Source organism: Marinobacter sp. LM1, assembly GCF_042763285.1.
In the GTDB taxonomy this organism is placed as follows: Bacteria; Pseudomonadota; Gammaproteobacteria; order Pseudomonadales; family Oleiphilaceae; genus Marinobacter; species Marinobacter nauticus.
In genome coordinates this window covers 2,495,138-2,512,150 of the sequence record NZ_CP114373.1, presented here as the reverse complement: position 1 = coordinate 2,512,150, position 17,013 = coordinate 2,495,138, and the positions used below count along the sequence as shown (strand labels likewise).

At 56.3% G+C, this 17,013-nt stretch carries 18 protein-coding genes; 15 read left to right on the top strand and 3 right to left on the bottom strand.

The window, feature by feature from the left end:
• Positions 1-23 precede the first annotated feature (23 nt).
• Positions 24-1,037, bottom strand: a complete 1,014-nt coding sequence (locus OZ656_RS11795; protein WP_303292722.1) for a Fe(3+) ABC transporter substrate-binding protein — start codon at positions 1,035-1,037, stop codon at positions 24-26.
• Between the two features lie 194 nt (positions 1,038-1,231).
• Here OZ656_RS11795 and OZ656_RS11790 point away from each other — a divergent pair, with 194 nt between their 5' ends.
• From OZ656_RS11790 to OZ656_RS11780, 3 genes are all read left to right on the top strand, one after another.
• Positions 1,232-1,510 (top strand): PilZ domain-containing protein, encoded by a 279-nt coding sequence (locus tag OZ656_RS11790; RefSeq protein WP_011784602.1) that lies wholly within the window; start codon positions 1,232-1,234, stop codon positions 1,508-1,510.
• 62 nt (positions 1,511-1,572) lie between these two features.
• Positions 1,573-2,169, top strand: coding sequence for a hypothetical protein (locus tag OZ656_RS11785; protein ID WP_303292721.1), 597 nt, complete (start codon positions 1,573-1,575; stop codon positions 2,167-2,169).
• A 177-nt stretch (positions 2,170-2,346) separates the two neighbouring features.
• Complete coding sequence (locus OZ656_RS11780) at positions 2,347-3,654, top strand: HD-GYP domain-containing protein (protein WP_224847975.1); 1,308 nt, start codon at positions 2,347-2,349, stop codon at positions 3,652-3,654.
• Here the strand turns inward: OZ656_RS11780 and OZ656_RS11775 are convergent.
• On the bottom strand, positions 3,644-4,759 hold the full coding sequence (locus tag OZ656_RS11775; protein ID WP_303292719.1) for an organic solvent ABC transporter permease: 1,116 nt from the start codon (positions 4,757-4,759) through the stop codon (positions 3,644-3,646). The genes OZ656_RS11780 and OZ656_RS11775 overlap by 11 nt on opposite strands.
• Before the next feature lie 248 nt (positions 4,760-5,007).
• Between OZ656_RS11775 and OZ656_RS11770 the strand changes: the two genes are divergently transcribed.
• The 3 genes from OZ656_RS11770 to queF are packed head-to-tail and all read left to right on the top strand — an operon-like array spanning position 5,008 to position 7,565.
• Complete coding sequence (locus OZ656_RS11770; RefSeq protein ID WP_011784606.1) at positions 5,008-5,958, top strand: ABC transporter ATP-binding protein; 951 nt, start codon at positions 5,008-5,010, stop codon at positions 5,956-5,958.
• Entirely contained in the window at positions 5,955-6,728 is a 774-nt protein-coding gene (locus OZ656_RS11765) for an ABC transporter permease (protein WP_011784607.1), read from the top strand. Before OZ656_RS11770 ends, OZ656_RS11765 begins: the two co-directional genes overlap by 4 nt.
• 18 nt (positions 6,729-6,746) lie before the next feature.
• The gene (gene queF, locus OZ656_RS11760; protein ID WP_379944517.1) at positions 6,747-7,565 is read left to right on the top strand and encodes an NADPH-dependent 7-cyano-7-deazaguanine reductase QueF; all 819 of its coding nucleotides are present in this window, start codon (positions 6,747-6,749) and stop codon (positions 7,563-7,565) included.
• Here queF and OZ656_RS11755 read toward each other — a convergent pair whose 3' ends face one another.
• A complete protein-coding gene (locus OZ656_RS11755; protein WP_379944516.1) occupies positions 7,566-9,005 on the bottom strand; it encodes an adenylate/guanylate cyclase domain-containing protein in 1,440 nt (479 codons plus the stop codon).
• Positions 9,006-9,178: 173 nt separating this feature from the next.
• Between OZ656_RS11755 and OZ656_RS11750 the strand changes: the two genes are divergently transcribed.
• The 9 genes from OZ656_RS11750 (at position 9,179) to OZ656_RS11710 (ending at position 17,013) form a co-directional block, all read left to right on the top strand.
• Positions 9,179-9,760 (top strand): nitroreductase, encoded by a 582-nt coding sequence (locus OZ656_RS11750; protein ID WP_113879652.1) that lies wholly within the window; start codon positions 9,179-9,181, stop codon positions 9,758-9,760.
• Positions 9,761-9,976: 216 nt separating this feature from the next.
• Complete coding sequence (flgB, locus tag OZ656_RS11745) at positions 9,977-10,375, top strand: flagellar basal body rod protein FlgB (protein WP_011784611.1); 399 nt, start codon at positions 9,977-9,979, stop codon at positions 10,373-10,375.
• 33 nt (positions 10,376-10,408) lie between these two features.
• On the top strand, positions 10,409-10,858 hold the full coding sequence (flgC, locus tag OZ656_RS11740) for a flagellar basal body rod protein FlgC (protein WP_222533644.1): 450 nt from the start codon (positions 10,409-10,411) through the stop codon (positions 10,856-10,858).
• A gap of 17 nt (positions 10,859-10,875) precedes the next feature.
• Positions 10,876-11,553 (top strand): flagellar hook assembly protein FlgD, encoded by a 678-nt coding sequence (locus tag OZ656_RS11735; RefSeq protein ID WP_278350893.1) that lies wholly within the window; start codon positions 10,876-10,878, stop codon positions 11,551-11,553.
• Between the two features lie 28 nt (positions 11,554-11,581).
• Positions 11,582-13,495 carry a flagellar hook protein FlgE gene (locus OZ656_RS11730; RefSeq protein WP_011784614.1) on the top strand — a complete coding sequence of 638 codons (1,914 nt, stop codon included), beginning with the start codon at positions 11,582-11,584 and terminating at the stop codon, positions 13,493-13,495.
• A 76-nt stretch (positions 13,496-13,571) separates the two neighbouring features.
• Positions 13,572-14,324 carry a flagellar basal body rod protein FlgF gene (locus tag OZ656_RS11725; protein ID WP_011784615.1) on the top strand — a complete coding sequence of 251 codons (753 nt, stop codon included), beginning with the start codon at positions 13,572-13,574 and terminating at the stop codon, positions 14,322-14,324.
• Positions 14,325-14,409: 85 nt separating this feature from the next.
• Complete coding sequence (gene flgG / locus OZ656_RS11720; RefSeq protein WP_011784616.1) at positions 14,410-15,198, top strand: flagellar basal-body rod protein FlgG; 789 nt, start codon at positions 14,410-14,412, stop codon at positions 15,196-15,198.
• Positions 15,199-15,226: 28 nt separating this feature from the next.
• Positions 15,227-15,919, top strand: coding sequence for a flagellar basal body L-ring protein FlgH (gene flgH, locus OZ656_RS11715; RefSeq protein WP_011784617.1), 693 nt, complete (start codon positions 15,227-15,229; stop codon positions 15,917-15,919).
• A complete protein-coding gene (locus tag OZ656_RS11710; RefSeq protein ID WP_011784618.1) occupies positions 15,916-17,013 on the top strand; it encodes a flagellar basal body P-ring protein FlgI in 1,098 nt (365 codons plus the stop codon). The genes flgH and OZ656_RS11710 overlap by 4 nt, the downstream gene beginning before the upstream one ends.

Genomic DNA, 17,013 nt, shown 5'->3' with positions numbered 1-17,013 from the left:
TCTAGCGGTTGGTATGAGGCTGATCAGCCATCATAGTCAACGCGGTCAACCAGCTTCACAGCCGCTTCGCGGTTGTTGGCGATTTCCTGCAGTGACAGGCTGTCCGGGTTGATTTCACCCCACTCGGCTACCAGGCCGGAAGGCTTCACTTCCGGGTTGGCCGGATACTCGGTGTTGGCTTCCGCATAGATGCGCTGGGCTTCCGGAGAGGACAGGAATTCCATCAGTTTGATGGCGTTTTCCTTATTCGGCGCACTCTTGGTGAGGGAAATGCCGCTGATGTTCACGTGGGTACCACGACCTTCGGAATTCGGGAACACCAGGTTAACCTGTTCGGCGATCGGGCGCTGGTTTTCGTCCATCAGCATGTTGCCGTAGTAGTAGCTGTTGCCAATGGAAATGTCGCAGACACCTTCAGCGATGGCTTTGATCTGGTCGCGATCGCCACCCTGGGGTTTGCGTGCCAGGTTTTCTTTGACGCCTTGCAGCCACTCTTCGGTCTTCTCTTCACCGTGGTGGGCGATCATGGAGGAGATCAGGGCGATGTTGTACGGGTGCTTGCCGCTGCGGGTACAGATGCGGCCTTCCCACTTGTCATCAGCCAGTTGCTCGTATGTGGTGATCTCACCCTCTTCAACGCGATCTTTGGATGCGAAGATCAGGCGGCCACGGGTCGTCAGGGCGTACCACTTGCCTTCCGGATGGCGCAGGTTCTCCGGAATGTTCTTCTGCAGCGTGTCGGTCTCAATACCAGCAACCAGGTCTTTTTCAACCAGCTCGTTGATGCGGGAAATGTCGACGGTCATAACGACATCCGCCGGGCTGTTGCGGCCTTCACGCTCAAGGCGCTCGGAAAGGCCTTGCTTGGCAAACACAACGTTCGCTTCAATGCCGGTTTCTTCGGTGAAGGCGTTGAGCAGGGGTTCCAGCAGGTAAGCCTGGCGGTAGGAATAGATGTTGACCTCGCCGTCGGCGGAGGCGGACAGCGGCATGGCGGCCAGAGCGATGGCGGCAGTTGCGGCAAGTTTCATACGCATAGTGTTGATCCTTTCTGTCGCGTTGCTAAAAAGTGAGCGCTTTCCTGTAAGTGAATGTTACAGGCAGTTAAAAACGACAACTATTCTCATTGCTAACCGCGAATGAGTCAATAACCCTTCGGGGATATTTTTCAGAAAATAGTGTTATGCTTCATAACACTATAAGAACGCAGCAAATGGCAGGGTTTCCGAGCATGGTCGGTAGTGATCGCAGAGAGCATAGCCGCACGGCAATGAGTGCAAAAGTGAAGTTGGTCCATGAGCAGCTGGGAGAATTCGTTTTCTCTACCCGTGATATCTCAGATGGCGGTGTGTTCATTGTGTTGGGGGAACAGGTGTTTGAGCCCTCCATAGGCGATTGCGTGACTGTTCAGGTGCAGGGGCTTCCTGTGCCGGCCCCCATTCTGGATATGGTGGTGGTGCGCCGCACTATTGATGGCTTTGGGTTGCAGTTTGCCGATACTGCCGAATAGTTGGCGGAAGTGGATTCCATGATGGCGATAATGGACGCAGTTAAAAGAAAAGGTCTTGCCTGATGAGTTCACCCACTTACCTGAGATTGATGGCCTCGGTGCTTGCTGTGCCGGTGGTAATGCTGTCGGGCTGTGCCAGCTACTATACCCACTATGCGATGTTCCCTGCGGAGAACTCTGCGGGTGAAATCCGGCAGGTGCGAGTGAACTGGCAAAGCGCGGAATATCCAGAGTGGTGGCCGGGCAATAATCAGGCTACCACCATGAAACTGGAAACCCAGTGCAGTGAACGGGTCTGGCGTATTGCCGACAGCAGCCATGACAGTGCTGGTGATTGTGGTGATGGCATTCGTGCTTGTGGAGATCCGTCGCTGGACGTTCTGGCGGCAACGGGTGCGCCGGCCACAGAGCAGGCTGCCTGTTTAACGGTGAAAATGCCTCAAGGGAAAGGCCGCGTTGCCGATGTCGGCAGCCGCTTTGAGCTTCTGGTTTCCTGCCAGCCAGCAAAGCCCAACCTGATAAAGGATGGCGAAGAGGTGAATGTAGATTACATCCGCCCGTCTGCTGTCGCTTATACGGTCTACGCGAGAAAGGTGCCCCGGGGCGCTTTGAATGCCCGTCTGCCGGATTTCGACGAGACTCAATGTCTGGAAGATTGAAGTCTGTCTGCTTTTCCCTGTGAGCTTGGTCACGCTGATACATTTCGTTGCCGAATGAAAATCTGAGTTACGACTTGTTGCGGTTTGGTGACGCTTGGCTACCAAATCGTAATGGAGTCTTGCCGGTAACGTGGCAAACTGGGAACAGTCAAAGAATCCCTGTTCCCGAGGTGTTTAGTGGGCGTTCGTCAGAAAAAAATTGCGGCACATGATCTTGAGATCGGCATGTTCGTGTCGGATCTTGATCGCCCCTGGCATCAAACACCGTTTCCCATCCAGGGATTTTACCTCCGTTCTGAAAACGATCTGAAAGCCGTTGTCTCCCACTGTAAGTGGGTGATGATCGACGTTGCCGAAACCCGCGAGGAAATCACCCTCGGGTCAGACAAGGTTCGTCCTTTTGCTCGACGTTCCAGCGCCCGTTCGGGTGGTCGGGAGGAGTTGCAGCTGGCGCCACTGAGTATTCGTGAACCGGTTGTTTACAAGAACGATGTCCCCCTCAGAAAAGAACTCAAAGCATCCCGCAAGCTCCTCAACGATGCGGAATTGGCATTAAGCCGGATGTTCGAGACCGTTCAGGATGACCAGATGCCGGATTTGCGCCCGGCTGCGGACGTCACCCGCCGCATGGTAGAGAGCGTCGTTCGCCAGCCGAACGCGCTTTTGTGGCTGAGCCGTACTCGCCAGTACGATGATTTTGTGTATCGGCATGCCCTGAACACGGCAGTGTGGGCTCTGGTCTGTGGCCGGCAACTTGGTTTGAACGAAGGGCTGTTGCATCATCTGGGGGTAGGGTGCCTTTTGTCCCAGGTGGGTAAGACCGCACTACCTAAAGAAATGCTGGCCCGCGAACACCAGCTGTCCACCGAAGAATACGCAACTTATCGAACCTATGTGGAGCGTGGCTGCCAGATGCTGGAAGGCGCGGGTCTTTCCAGGGCTGTTATGAGCGTGGTTCAGGGGCACCGCGAGCGGCACAATGGTTCCGGCTTTCCACAGGGAATTCGTGGCGACCGTGTCCCGCTGCTGGCAAAAGTTGCAGGTATTGCAGAATTCTTCGAGTCTTTGATTGCGCCCAGGGATGATCAGGATCCCATGACACCAGCAAAAGCGGTATCGCTGTTGTACGATATGCGCAACATCGAATTTCAGGAAGATCTCGTTGAGGCCTTTATCCAGGGTGTGGGCGTGTATCCGACCGGAACTCTGGTGGAGCTTTCTGATGGCCAGCGTGGCATTGTGGTATCCCATTCACCGGGAAGGCGGTTGTGGCCCAGTGTGATGGTCATGCAGGACGCCGAGCATCGGCCGCTGAAATCCGCAAAGATTGTTGATCTGGCCCGGCACAATGAGTCCCGAGGCGCTTCGGAGTTGCTGACCGTGCGCGAGTGTTTGCCCCACGGCACCGAGGGCCTGGACCCGGCTGGCTACGATGTAACAGGTGCCGAGTCCCGTTGGTCCCTGGGTAAACTGATTAATCGATAAGTATGCGTATCTGCTTGCGCACCCAGCGATAGGTGCCTTCCGGACGGAAGTTCACCAGAATTTCTGATTCGCCGCCTTTGGGGCCATCGACCACGTATTCCACTTCCGCTTCTTGCCAGCTTTCGGCATTGATATAAACGTCGGTTGGGCGCGTGCTTTGAGCCTGCAGCTGCGCCAGTTGAGCGTCACCCCTGATCTTTCTGACTTTCACGGACTTGATACCGTTGTCGCCGGCGGGGTGTGTGGCGTCTTCCGGTGACAGGTAGTATTGCCGCGATAACGCCCGGGTGATGGCGGCAAGCTCTCGGCGCAGATAATTGCGGGCCTGCTCGTTGTCGAATTCATCCATATTGCGTACGGACTGAAGAATCCGTTCCCGAAGCGCCTCCAGGTCTTCCTTGTAGTCGATATCCGGGTCCAGCTCTCCGTCGACAGGCCGCTCTGTGGCGTTATCTATTTCTTCCTGGGTTGGCGGCTGTCCGCACAGCGGGTCATCTTCAGGGTAGAAGCAGATCTCCGCCAGGATCTGGTTGGCCGGTGAATTCTCGGCGGTAAATTCGCTGGTACTGACATTGAAGTTGACGGTGTTCGGCAGGTTGGGATTATCGAGCGCCCGATTGAGCTGGTTGATGACCCGCTCGCGGATATCGATGCCCTCATCCTCGTCTACGTTCTCTGTCCAGTTCAGGGCCAGAAGGAAACGGGACAGGTTCATCAGTGTGCTGTTCTCAAACAGCAGCTGTTCACGAACCTGGTGGCTGCTCAGCCCCTCATCGTCTACGCCCGGCGTTTGCAGCGCGGTGCGTGTGTCTTCCTGAAATTCCAGGAAGGTAACGTATTCCCTGGCTGGAATACCCTCCGCGATGGGGAGGTTGCCGACTTTGACCGAGAGTGTTTCGCCGGGGTAGTAACGGAACTCGCCACGGGTGTTGGTTTTGCCGGACTGGCTGGAAGTCTGGTAGGTCAGCCCACCAACGCCCTGGAAATGGATCTGCCCGGTGCGGGTATCGTCAGATCCGGAGCTGCCGCCGCTGTCGAAACAGCCGGTCAGGGCGATGGCTGCAGAGAGTGGCAGAAGAAAACGGGTGAGGTGAGCGAGTTTCATGGCGTGTCGTACAATCCCTTCGCGTTGACCTGGAGCATCCGGTGGCCGGTGTCCGATTTGTAAGTTGTTGTAACCGCATTATAGGGGCGGCACTTCTGCTATATCGGGAATCCTGTCGCAGTTTGAGGGTTTTGGCCGCATGGCTTTGATTGGTTTTGTCCCTTGAATTTTCGGGCGTTGCCTCAATCAAATAGCTCTCTATCTTTTTGACTCCTTTGGAGCCATGTTTCTGAACAACGGTGGGGTGTATGACCTACGCACTGGACATTGAAGGGCTGACCAAGAATTACAGCGATGGTTTTCAGGCACTGAAAGGCATTGACCTGCACGTTCGGGAGGGTGATTTCTTTGCTTTGCTGGGCCCCAACGGCGCAGGCAAGTCCACCACTCTGGGGATTGTTTCTTCCCTGGTCAACAAGTCGGGCGGCAAGGTCAGGGTGTTTGGCCATGATATCGATACAGACCTCTCAAGCGCCAAACTCTCCCTGGGTGTGGTGCCCCAGGAGTTCAATTTCAATCAGTTCGAGAAGGTGGAAGATATCGTCACCACGCAGGCTGGTTATTACGGCATACCCCTGAAAACCGCGCGGGTGTCTGCGGAAAAGTATCTGAAGAAGCTCGGGCTCTGGGACAAGCGCAACACACCGGCCAGGATGTTGTCCGGTGGTATGAAACGCCGCCTGATGATCGCCCGGGCACTGGTACATGAGCCCAGATTGCTGATTCTTGATGAGCCGACGGCCGGTGTGGATATCGAATTGCGTCGCTCCATGTGGCAATTCCTGGAGGAGATGAATCGTCAGGGGACTACCATCATTCTGACCACCCACTATCTGGAGGAGGCGGAAGCTCTGTGCCGCAACATTGCCATTATTGATCAAGGGGAAATCATCCGGCACACCAGCAAGCGGGAACTGCTGCAACAGCTCAGTGTAGAAACCTTTGTACTGGATACCGAGCAGCCGTTAGAAAAAGCCCCTGAGCTGACTGCATTCAAAGCCAGCCTGGATGACGATGGTGCGCTTGAAGTGGAAGTTGCCAAGGGACAGGGTTTGAACGCTCTGTTTATCGAACTGGAGAATCTGGGTATTCGTGTGCTCAGCATGCGAACCAAGGCCAACCGGCTGGAAGAGCTGTTCGTTCGCATGGTTGAGGAGAATGCCCGGGAGGCAGAGAAAGCCAGCGAGGTGACAGCATGACACCACAAGCACTGTGGACAGCCTTTACAACCATCGTTACCCGCGAGGTTCGGCGCTTTACCCGGATCTGGCCGCAGACGCTGTTGCCGCCGGCCGTCACGATGACGCTGTATTTTATTATTTTTGGCAATCTGATTGGTTCCCGCATCGGTGAAATGGGCGGCTACGACTATATGCAGTTCATTGTGCCGGGCCTGATCATGATGGCGGTGATCACCAATTCCTACTCCAATGTGGTGTCGTCGTTTTTCTCTATGAAGTTCCAGCGCAGTATTGAGGAATTGCTGGTGTCGCCGGTGCCGAACTGGACCATACTGGCGGGCTATGTGGCTGGTGGTATGGCCCGAGGCCTGAGTATCGGCCTGATCGTCACATTGCTGTCGCTGGCATTCACCCAGTTAAGTATCCATAACCTGCTGATGGTGGTTATCACGGTGATTCTCACATCTGCGTTGTTCTCTCTGGGTGGCTTCATCAACGCCATGCTGGCGACCAAGTTTGATGACATTTCCATTGTCCCGACCTTTGTGCTTACACCGCTAACATACCTGGGGGGCGTGTTCTACAGCATCGACATGCTGCCGTCGTTCTGGCAGGGCGTGTCCATGGCGAATCCGATCCTGTATATGGTGAACGGTTTTCGCTTCGGCATACTGGGTGTTTCGGACGTTAATCCGTTCGTGTCTCTTGGTATGATTCTGGTTTTCATCGTCTTGCTGGCGGCGGTAGCCTTGCGCATGCTTGCCCGTGGCAAGGGCATTCGACACTGATTCAATTCCGGAACTGATATGGCTCTTGATAACGCGCCACTGGGCAAGTCCAGTGAATACCCTGATCAGTACGATCCGTCTCTGCTGTTCCCGGTGGCCCGGGAGGAAAACCGCCGGCGAATCGGCCTGGACGATGGCCGCTGGCCCTGGTTTGGCGAGGACATGTGGCAGGCCTGGGAAATCTCCTGGCTGAAGCCTGGCGGTGTACCGGCCGTGGCCTGGGGAGAAATCCGGTTTCCTGCGGCGTCGCCTGCGATTATTGAGAGCAAATCCCTGAAGTTGTATCTGAACTCTTTGAATCAGGCGGTGTTCTCGTCTCCGGATCAAGTGGCCGAGACCATTACCCAGGATCTTTCGAGTGCCTGTGGTGCGGCGGTGGATGTGACGCTTCTGAGTGTGGATGACTCAGCGCCTGCAATCGGCCGGCCCGAAGGGTACGAGTTGATCGATGATGAAACGGTAGAGCAGGTGGCCTACGACTATGCGCCTGAGTCGCTGACAACCAGCGAGCCAGTGGTCAGTGAAGGCTTGAGCTCACATCTTCTGAAAAGCAACTGTCCGGTGACCGGCCAACCCGACTGGGCCACGGTACTGATTCGTTATTCCGGGAGGAAGATTGATCGGGCAGGGTTGCTGCGTTACATCGTGAGCTTCCGTCAGAAACAGGATTTTCACGAGCACTGTGTTGAAACCATCTTCACCGATCTGATGGCCAGGTGCCAGCCGGAATCCTTGATGGTGTGTGCCCGCTACACCCGGCGTGGTGGCCTGGATATCAATCCCTGGCGCAGCACCAGTGCCGAAGACGGCCCGGGCCCGAGGCTGGTACGGCAGTAGCTATTCGGTATCGTCTTCCTGACGCAGCCGGTCGGCTGCGTCTTCGAGGGCGCTGAGTATGGCTTTGCGCTCCCGTTCGGTGACCTTGTCGGAATCCAGATACATGGCAAAGCCACTATGTTCGTGTTCCAGGAAGCTGCGGTGGGGACCCATGTCACGCCGGAAATCCACGACTTCGTAGATGGGCACCGGCTTTCCGAAGCCCTTCACGGTAATCTCGCCCTTGTCCCGGCACATAATGCGGTCCTTGATGAGGGAGAAGGTCTCATACGACACCAGAATCTCGCCCGGTTCCGCCAGGGATTCGAGCCGGCTGGCCAGGTTCACTTCCTTGCCGATAATGGTGTAATCCATCCGGTTTTCAGCGCCAAAGTTACCGACCGTTGTGTAGCCGGTGCTGATGCCCATGCGGATTTCCAGAGGTGTCTTGATGCCCTGGCTGCGCCATTTCTGGCGCATGATCTTCATGTGTTTGCGCATCTCGATGGCCATGGATACACACGAGAACGCATCTTCTTTCTGGCCGCGACTGGTCGGATCGCCAAAGAACACCATGATGGAATCGCCGACAAACTTGTCGATGGTGCCGCCGTATTTCAGGGCGACCTCTGACATTTCGTTGAAGTAGTGATTCAGAAGCTCGGTAAGGGCTTCCGGCTCCATCTCCTCCGACAGTTCAGTAAAGCCTTTTATGTCTGAGAAAAACACTGCGAGTTTCTTGCGCTGGGTTTCAAGCCGAACATCCCGTTCCCCGGTAAAGATGGACTGCCAGACCTGAGGCGACAGGTATTTCGAGAGCTTGTGGGACAGGGCGATGGACTGTTCCCGCTGGTTCTGAATCTGGGTCTTTGCCAGCAGCAGGGCCCGGGCCTGCTGGTGTGAGTAATAGGCGGTAACGCAGATGTACGTGCCTGTGGCCAAAATGGCGACGATGCTGGTGAGCAGGGGGGCTTCCAGATCGGCGGCGGTGCCGGTTGCCGCCACTGTGGCGGCCATGGCGGCAGACAGGAGCGCTGTGCCGAACAACCATTGCCTGACGCCGCCCACGATCAGACAGCTGAACATCAGCATCAGGACAACCGATACCGACGGAATGGCGATTAATCCGATCAAACCAATAAAGCTGCCCCCGATGATGCAGTCGAGGAACAGCATTTTTTGCCGAATCCGGGCTGAACGTCGCAGGAAGGTTCGCCGTGTAAGCACGTGCGCGAGATGAGGCCAGATCAGAGCGCCAGCCACCATCCAGAGAAGCAATTGGGGAAACACATCCTGAAGGACACCCGTGACAATAATGGCGGCGGTGGCGGTGTAGGCCAGTATCCGACCGTTGTAATCGGGCATCGGTGGAATCGCCACCGTGTGGTCGTAGATGTCGCCTTGCCCCAGCTTGCCGGTATTGCCGGTTACGCTGCGTAATTCAGCGGGTGCGCTCATCATTTTCAGAACCGGATCCTTCCGATAAGTATGTCGCTCATTGTATGCTGCCGATTCTTTATAATTGTTGGTTTGAACTACGACTAAAGATTAACAGCATTACGTAGAACTCACAATTCATCGGGGCCGCTTCCGGCCCAACCGAAAATCATGCAACCAATCAACAGCGAGACTGTATGAGTTCGATAACCCGTTTTATTCTGGATCGTGCTTCGGAGCCCCGTTTGCAGGCACCGGCACCACCGGTGTCTGTGGTTGATCAGGCCTTCCGGTGCGCGGCCCGGGCCCCGGATCATGCGTTGTTGAGGCCCTGGCGTTATCTCGTGGTAGAGGGGGAAGGCCTGGCAGCTCTGGGCGACCTGTTTGCTGAATGCTGCCCGCCGGACGCTTCTGATAAGGAGCGTGAGAAGGCCCGGAATGCTCCGGCTCGTGCACCCATGATTATTGTCGGTATTGCGTCGCCCCGTCATCATCCGAAGGTGCCGGAGGTGGAGCAGGTAATGTCGGCAGCGGCCGGTATGAGTTTTATCTCCCTGGCGCTGAATGATGCCGGCTACGGCGCCATGTGGCGAACCGGGCCTGTGGCTTATCATCCGTCGCTGCATGACGGTCTTGGGCTGCTGCCGGGCGAGTCCATTATCGGTTTCCTCTATACCGGTACCGTTGCCAGTGAGAAACCATCGGTGCCCCGGCCCGATACCAAAGAGTATGTCTCAAGGTGGGCCGCGCCAGGGCGCACTTCCCCCTGGCAAGTCTGAGCCTCGATCAGCGGTAAGTCCGCCTGGGGAAACTCGTTGCCGCCCTCGTTGCGTTTAACCGGAATTTGCCGCTCATTTATTAGACAGCCCTCTTCGAAGCCCGCATTACAGCGGGCTTTTTCAATTCTGGCACTCTGCTTGCTTTAATCACTTCAGAACGCAAAACCGGCAAGTTCACAGGTTCAGCCTGGTCGGTGCAAAGATCTGGAGGCAGTAATGGCTATTACATTCGACAAAGCGCTTGGTATTCATGAGCACGCGCTGCAGGCGCGGGTCAAGCGGGCCGAAGTGCTGGCGAACAACCTGGCAAATGCCGACACCCCGGGCTACAAAGCCCGCGACGTGGATTTCCAGGCGATGATGCAGAAGGCGCAGGATTCCATGACGGGCTTTGGTATGACCACGACCCACAGTGGTCATATGGACACCTCCAGCCCTGGCGCTGACGGCGAGCTGCTGTACCGTACCCCGCACCAGCCATCAATTGATGGCAATACCGTGGATGCGCAGGCCGAGCAGACCCGTTTCATGCGCAACGCCATGGATTACCAGGCCAGCTTCCAGTTCCTGAGTAGTCGGTTTTCCGGCCTGACCAAGGCGCTGAAGGGCGAATAAGCCGCAGTCCGTACGAGATTGAAGGAGATTGTCATGTCACTGGGTAACATTTTCGACATCGCCGGTTCCGGCATGACCGCACAGTCACTGCGGCTCAACACCACCGCGTCTAACATTGCCAACGCAGAAACCGCCAGTTCGAGCACGGATACAACGTACCGTGCCCGCAAACCGGTGTTTGCCGCTATTCAGCAGGCCATGCTGAACCCTGATCAGCAGGGATTTGGTATGGGTTCCGAAGAGGGGGCCGGGGCAGGTGTTCGCGTTGAGGGGATTGTCGAGAGCGATGCAGAACTGCAGATGCGCTATGAGCCGAATCACCCTGCCGCGAACGAGGAAGGGTACGTTTATTACCCCAACGTGAACGTGGTTGAGGAAATGGCGGACATGATGTCGTCGTCCCGCAGTTTTCAGATGAATGTGGATGTCATGAACACCGCCAAATCCATGATGCAGCGAATTCTGACACTGGGTCAGCAGTAACAAGTGAGGATTAAGCCATGAGTGCAGTGAATTCCGCAGCCGCCTCAGACGTGCTGAGCCAGTACCAACTGAACCAGGAGGGCAAGACCCCTGGTGGCAACGAGCTGGGTAAAGACGCGTTTATGGAGCTGATGCTGGCGCAGCTCAAGAATCAGAACCCACTGGAGCCGCAGGACAACGGCGATTTTATCGCCCAGTTGGCCCAGTTCAGTTCACTGGAAGAAATGCAGAATCTGTCGGGCAGTGTCGACGATGTGGTTGGTCAGTTCCGGTCCAGCCAGGCCTTGCAGGCCTCGGCGATGGTGGGCAAAACCGTGCTGGCACCCTCCAGTGTGGGCATTCTGGGTAGCGAAGGCGAGATAACTGGCACCATTCAGGTGCCGGCTTCCACGGGTGGGCTGCGACTGTCGGTCATGAATCAAAACGGTGAGTTAGTTCGCCAGATTGATATGGGCAGCAGCCAGGCTGGTGTGGTTTCGTTCCAGTGGGATGGGCAAGACGGCAACGGCAATCCTTTGCCGCCCGGCCCCTACTCGATTGTGGCGCAGGGCTCCTATCCCTCCGGATCGGAGCAGTTGGCGACCATGGTGAGCGCCAATGTCGACAGTGTGTCGTTGGGGCAGGGTGGTTCCATTACTCTGAATCTTGCCGGAATGGGCTCCATTCCGCTGTCTGAAGTCAAACAAATCAACTGATCCGGTGTCAGACCAGGAGGTATAAGTCATGGCATTTAACACAGGTTTGAGTGGTCTGCGCGCCGCTTCGGTGGATCTGGATGTCACCGGTAACAACATCGCCAACGCCAGTACCGTCGGCTTCAAAAGTAGCAAGGTACAGTTCGGTGATTTGTACGCCAGTGGTTTCCTGAGTGCCGGTACCAATCCGATTGGCGACGGCGTGCGGGTGCAGGACGTAAAGCAGTCATTCGGTCAGGGCAATATCAGCTTCACCGATAACGGCCTGGATATGGCTATCAGTGGTGATGGCTTCTTTATTCTGAATAATGGCGGTGAAATCCGTTACTCCCGGGCTGGCCAGTTCGGGATTGATAAAGAAGGCTATGTTGTTAATAACCAGAATATGAGGGTGCAGGGTTATACCGCTGATGATGATGGCAACCTGTCTGGCATCCGTGGTGACCTTCAGATTGAAACCGACAATCTGGCGCCCCGTCGCACAACGAATCTCCAGACCGATCTGAATCTGGATTCCCGAGAGACTGTGCTTGAGCGTCGCATCCGGGATTTTGATCCGATCGCGCTTGCAGATCTTCAAGGTTCCGGCTTTACCTTCGGCTACTCCGACGGCACCAGTGATTACACGGTACCGCAGATTGATGCCACGGCTTCTGCCAGTGATGCCGCCATTGCCATTAATGCTGCGCCGGGAGTAACGGCCACGGCCAGAACAGCAGCTTCCCTGACCGGTTTGACCGATAGCGATGTGAGCGGCGCCACCAATTTCCGGCTTGAAATCCGGATAGACGGATCTGCACCGATCCCGCTGAATCTGGAAAATGTATCGTCTCTGGAAGATGTGGCGGAAGCCATTAACGACACCAGCGACAATGCGATCTCGGCCTCGGTTGTCGATGATGACGAAGACCCCTCAACCCCCGATGTTTTGCGAATCATCCACAGTGGTGGGCAGCCGCTGGAGGTAGCCTACGGCGATGCTCCCACAGGTACTCCGCTCACCAACAACCAGCAATATGACGGTGAGGTGTTCGTTACCACCGATCGCAATGTTGAGCAGGTGACCACTGATTCAGGTAGCAACGCGTTTGAAGTCGCCTTCAATGCGACACCGTTTACCGTAACCAACGAATTCAATCCCATCGACCAGCGTACTTACAACCACGCAACGTCGACCACCATTTTTGACAGCCTGGGCAATTCCCACGAATTGACCCAGTTCTATGTAAAAGAGCCATCTCCGGGTAACGGGGTGGGTCAGAGCCAGTGGTCTATCTACCTCCAGATTGACGGTGAACTGGTGGGTGGTACCGACCAGACGCCATACACTGCCTTGTTTGATCAGGATGGCCAGCTGGAATCCATCAACGGTGATCCGAACGGTGAGTTGATTATTACTGACTGGGTGCCAAAGGATCCAAGCGGTGACCCGAACGGTGCTGACGGTCCACCGGCAAATCCCGGTGATGTGGTCAGCCCGATTCCTGAGCCGGCCACCAGTTCTGCGTTCGTTGTCAATCTGGCCAATACCACCCAATATGGTGCGGCATTTGGTGTTAACGATCAGCAGCAGAACGGCTACACCACCGGCCGTCTGTCAGGCCTCGATGTGTCCGATCAGGGCGTGATCTTCGCCCGCTATACCAATGGTCAGTCCAAGTCTCTGGGTCAGGTGGCGCTGGCTGCCTTCAATAACACCGACGGCCTTTCTCCGGTGGGTGACACCACATGGGTGGAAACCTTTGAATCCGGCCAGCCGGTGATTGGTGCTCCGGATACCGGCACGCTTGGTTCCATCAAGGCCAGCTCCGTAGAGGACTCCAATGTGGATCTTTCGGCAGAGCTGGTGAACCTGATCATTGCCCAGCGCAACTACCAGGCCAACGCCAAAACCATTGAAACCTCCGATGCGGTCACCCAGACCATCATCAACCTCCGATAATTTCGCGCCCTAGCGAACATGGCATGACTCCTGCAGGAAGACTGGAAACAGTCAAAATTCCGGCAGGAGTTTGCCCATGGACAAAGCCCTCTATATTGGAATGTCTGGCGCCAAGCAGAACATGCTGGCCCAGCGTGCCCATGCCAACAACCTGGCTAACGTCAATACCACCGGGTTCAAGAAGGATTTTGCCCAGGCGCGCAGTATGCCTGTGTTCGGTGAGCACCATCCCACCCGCGCCTACGCCATGACCGAGCGGCCCGGCACTGATCTCTCGCCCGGCGCTTTAATGGAGACCGGCCGCAAGCTGGATGTGGCGGTAGACGGCGGTGGCTGGCTCGCCGTTCAAAACAATCTGGGCGAAGAGGTATTCACCCGTACCGGTAGCTTACAGGTCGACGTGAACGGGCTTGTGCGGCTGGCGAGTGGTGAGCTGGTTCTGGGTAACGGTGGGCCGGTGGCTCTTCCTCCTTTTGACAATCTTCAGGTTGGCTCGGACGGCACCATCTCCATTGTGCCGGTAGGTGGGCCGCCGGATCAGTTGGTGGAAGTTGACCGACTGAAGCTTGTTAACCCACCGGCAGATGCACTTGAGAAAGGTCTGGATGGGTTCATTCGACGCAAGCCGGATCAGGCTCTGGATGGTCCAGAGCCACCGGATGCAGCCATGCGTGTCGCCACTGGTTTTCTCGAAAGTTCAAACGTGAATGCGGTGGAGGAAATGATCTCCAACCTGCAGTTGTCTCGCCAATACGAAATGCAGGTGAAGGTAATGACCACCGCTAACGAGAATTCCGAAGCAACGGCACGGCTGTTGCAGAACCTTTAAGTAACGACCGAACACAGTGGCCTGGCGGGCCTGAAGCGGCAAAAACTGGCCGCCTGATTGCCCCCCCCGGTATGGAGTAAGCAGCATGAATCCAGCACTTTGGGTCAGCAAGACCGGTTTGAGCGCACAGGACATCAACATGTCCACCATTTCCAACAACCTGGCCAACGTCAACACCACCGGCTTCAAACGGGACAAGGCGGTCTTCCAGGACCTCCTGTACCAGATCAACCGGCAACCCGGTGGCCTGAGCACCCAGAACTCCGAACTGCCCTCCGGACTGCAACTGGGTACGGGTGTCCGGGTTGTGGGCACGGTCAAGCAGTTCTCCCAGGGCAACCTTCAGATTACCGAGCAGCCGCTGGACATGGCCATTAACGGCCGGGGGTTTCTGCAGATTCTGCTGCCGGATGGCCAGATTGCCTACACCCGGGACGGTCAGTTCCAGCTGAACGTCAACGGCGATGTGGTCAATCCGGACGGGTACCTTCTGGAGCCGGCCATCAATGTTCCCAATAACGCCACCAATATCACCATTGGCACCGACGGCACGGTCACGGCGATAACGGACGACCAGGCAGCGCCGGTGAACGTTGGCCAGATCACCCTGGTGGATTTCATCAATCCCCAGGGGTTGCAGGCCATCGGAAACAACCTGTTCAAGGAAACCATTTCCAGCGGGAACCCCATAGAGGGGCAGGCGGGTCTGCTCGGGCTTGGCACCATTGAACAGGGTTCCCTGGAGGCCTCCAACGTGGAGGTCGTGGAAGAACTGGTGAACATGATTACCACCCAGCGCGCCTACGAGATGAACTCGAAAGTGGTTTCCACAGCGGATCAGATGCTGCAGTTCATTACCAACAACATTGGCTAATGCCGCCAGAGGTGAGGTCGTGAATCCGATGACATCCAGCCGGACAAACCGGGGCGCCAGTACCCTGGCGACCTTAGTGGTACTGATCCTACTACAGGGTTGCACGGCCATGAGCCGGCCCCGGGCGATTCCGGATGACCCCGAGTTTGCACCGGTGCGCCCTCAGGCCATGATGCAGAGGGACAGGGCGTCTGGTTCGATTTACCAGGTCTCCCGAAACTATAACTTTTACGGGGATACCGTCGCGCTCAACGTGGGTGATGTACTGACAGTGACCCTCCAGGAGTCCACCCGTGCCAGCAAGAATGCTGACACCCGTATCATCAAGGATAACGAAATCAAGTTGCCGGAGCCAAACATTCTGGGCAAGAGCAACTTCGGGATCGGCACGTCACTGAACAATGAGCGCGATTTTAAAACCAGGGCCGACGCGGATCAGAGCAACAGCCTTGCTGGCAGCATCACCGTCTCGGTCACTGAAGTGCTGCCCAATGGCGTGTTGCGGATCCGGGGCGAAAAGTGGCTGTCGCTGACCAATGGTGAAGAGTACATCCGTCTGACCGGACTGGTTCGCCCCCGGGATATCCAGCCGGACAATTCCGTTGCCTCAAACCGTATTGCCGATGCCCGTATCGCCTATGGCGGTACCGGTGACTTCGACCAGGCCAACCAGATGGGCTGGCTTGCCCGTTTCTTTAACAGTGAGTGGTGGCTGCTATGAGCGTGCGGCGTTTTCTTGTCTGGATACTTGCCCTGACGGTGGGTGCGGCACCGGTGATGGCGGACCGGCTGAAGGACCTGTCCCGGATCAAAGGGGTAAGGAACAACCAGTTGGTGGGCTACGGACTCGTGGTTGGTCTTGACGGAACCGGCGACAAGGCACCGTTCACCAATCAGACCTTCCGCAACATGATGAACCAGTTCGGAATAACCTTGCCGGATGGTGTGAACCCGAAACTGGCCAATGTGGCGGCCGTAACCGTAAGCGCGACTTTGCCGGCCTTTGCCAAGGCCGGGCAGGAGCTGGACATCACGGTTTCATCCATCGGAAATGCCGATAGCCTGCGTGGTGGAACCTTGTTGATGACACCGTTGAAAGGCGCAGACGGTCAGGTTTATGCCATGGCGCAGGGCAGCCTGGTGGTGGGCGGTTTTGGCGCCCAGGGCCAGGATGGTTCCCGGATTACCGTGAACGTACCCAGCGTCGGCAGAATTCCCAACGGCGCTACCATTGAGCGAGAGGTGGAATCGCCGTTCAACCGGGGCGATACCATCACCTTCAATCTGCTGCGTTCCGACTTTACCACGGCCCGCCGTGTGGTTGAGGCGATTAATGGTCGTCTGGGCCCGGACATGGCTTATGCACACGATGCCACTTCTATATCGGTGCGGGCACCCAGGGACCCATCACAGAGAGTCAGTTTTCTGTCCATTCTGGAGAACATTGAGGTCGATCCGGCTCAGGAAGCCGCAAGAGTGGTGATCAATAGCCGCACCGGTACCATCGTGGTCGGCCAGAATGTAAAAGTAAGCCCGGCTGCCATTACCCATGGCAACCTGACCGTGACTATTCAGGAAAACCCCGAGGTGGTGCAGCCCAATCCTCTGGCTCAGGGTGATACAGCCGTTCAGCAGAATACCCAGATCGCTGTGACGGAAGACCCGGCACGGATGTTCCAGTTCGGCCCGGCAACCACGCTTAACGAAATTGTTCAGGCTGTAAACCAGGTAGGGGCGGCGCCAGGCGATGTGATGGCGGTGCTTGAAGCACTCAAACAGGCTGGCGCGCTTCGTGCCGAATTGATTGTGATCTAG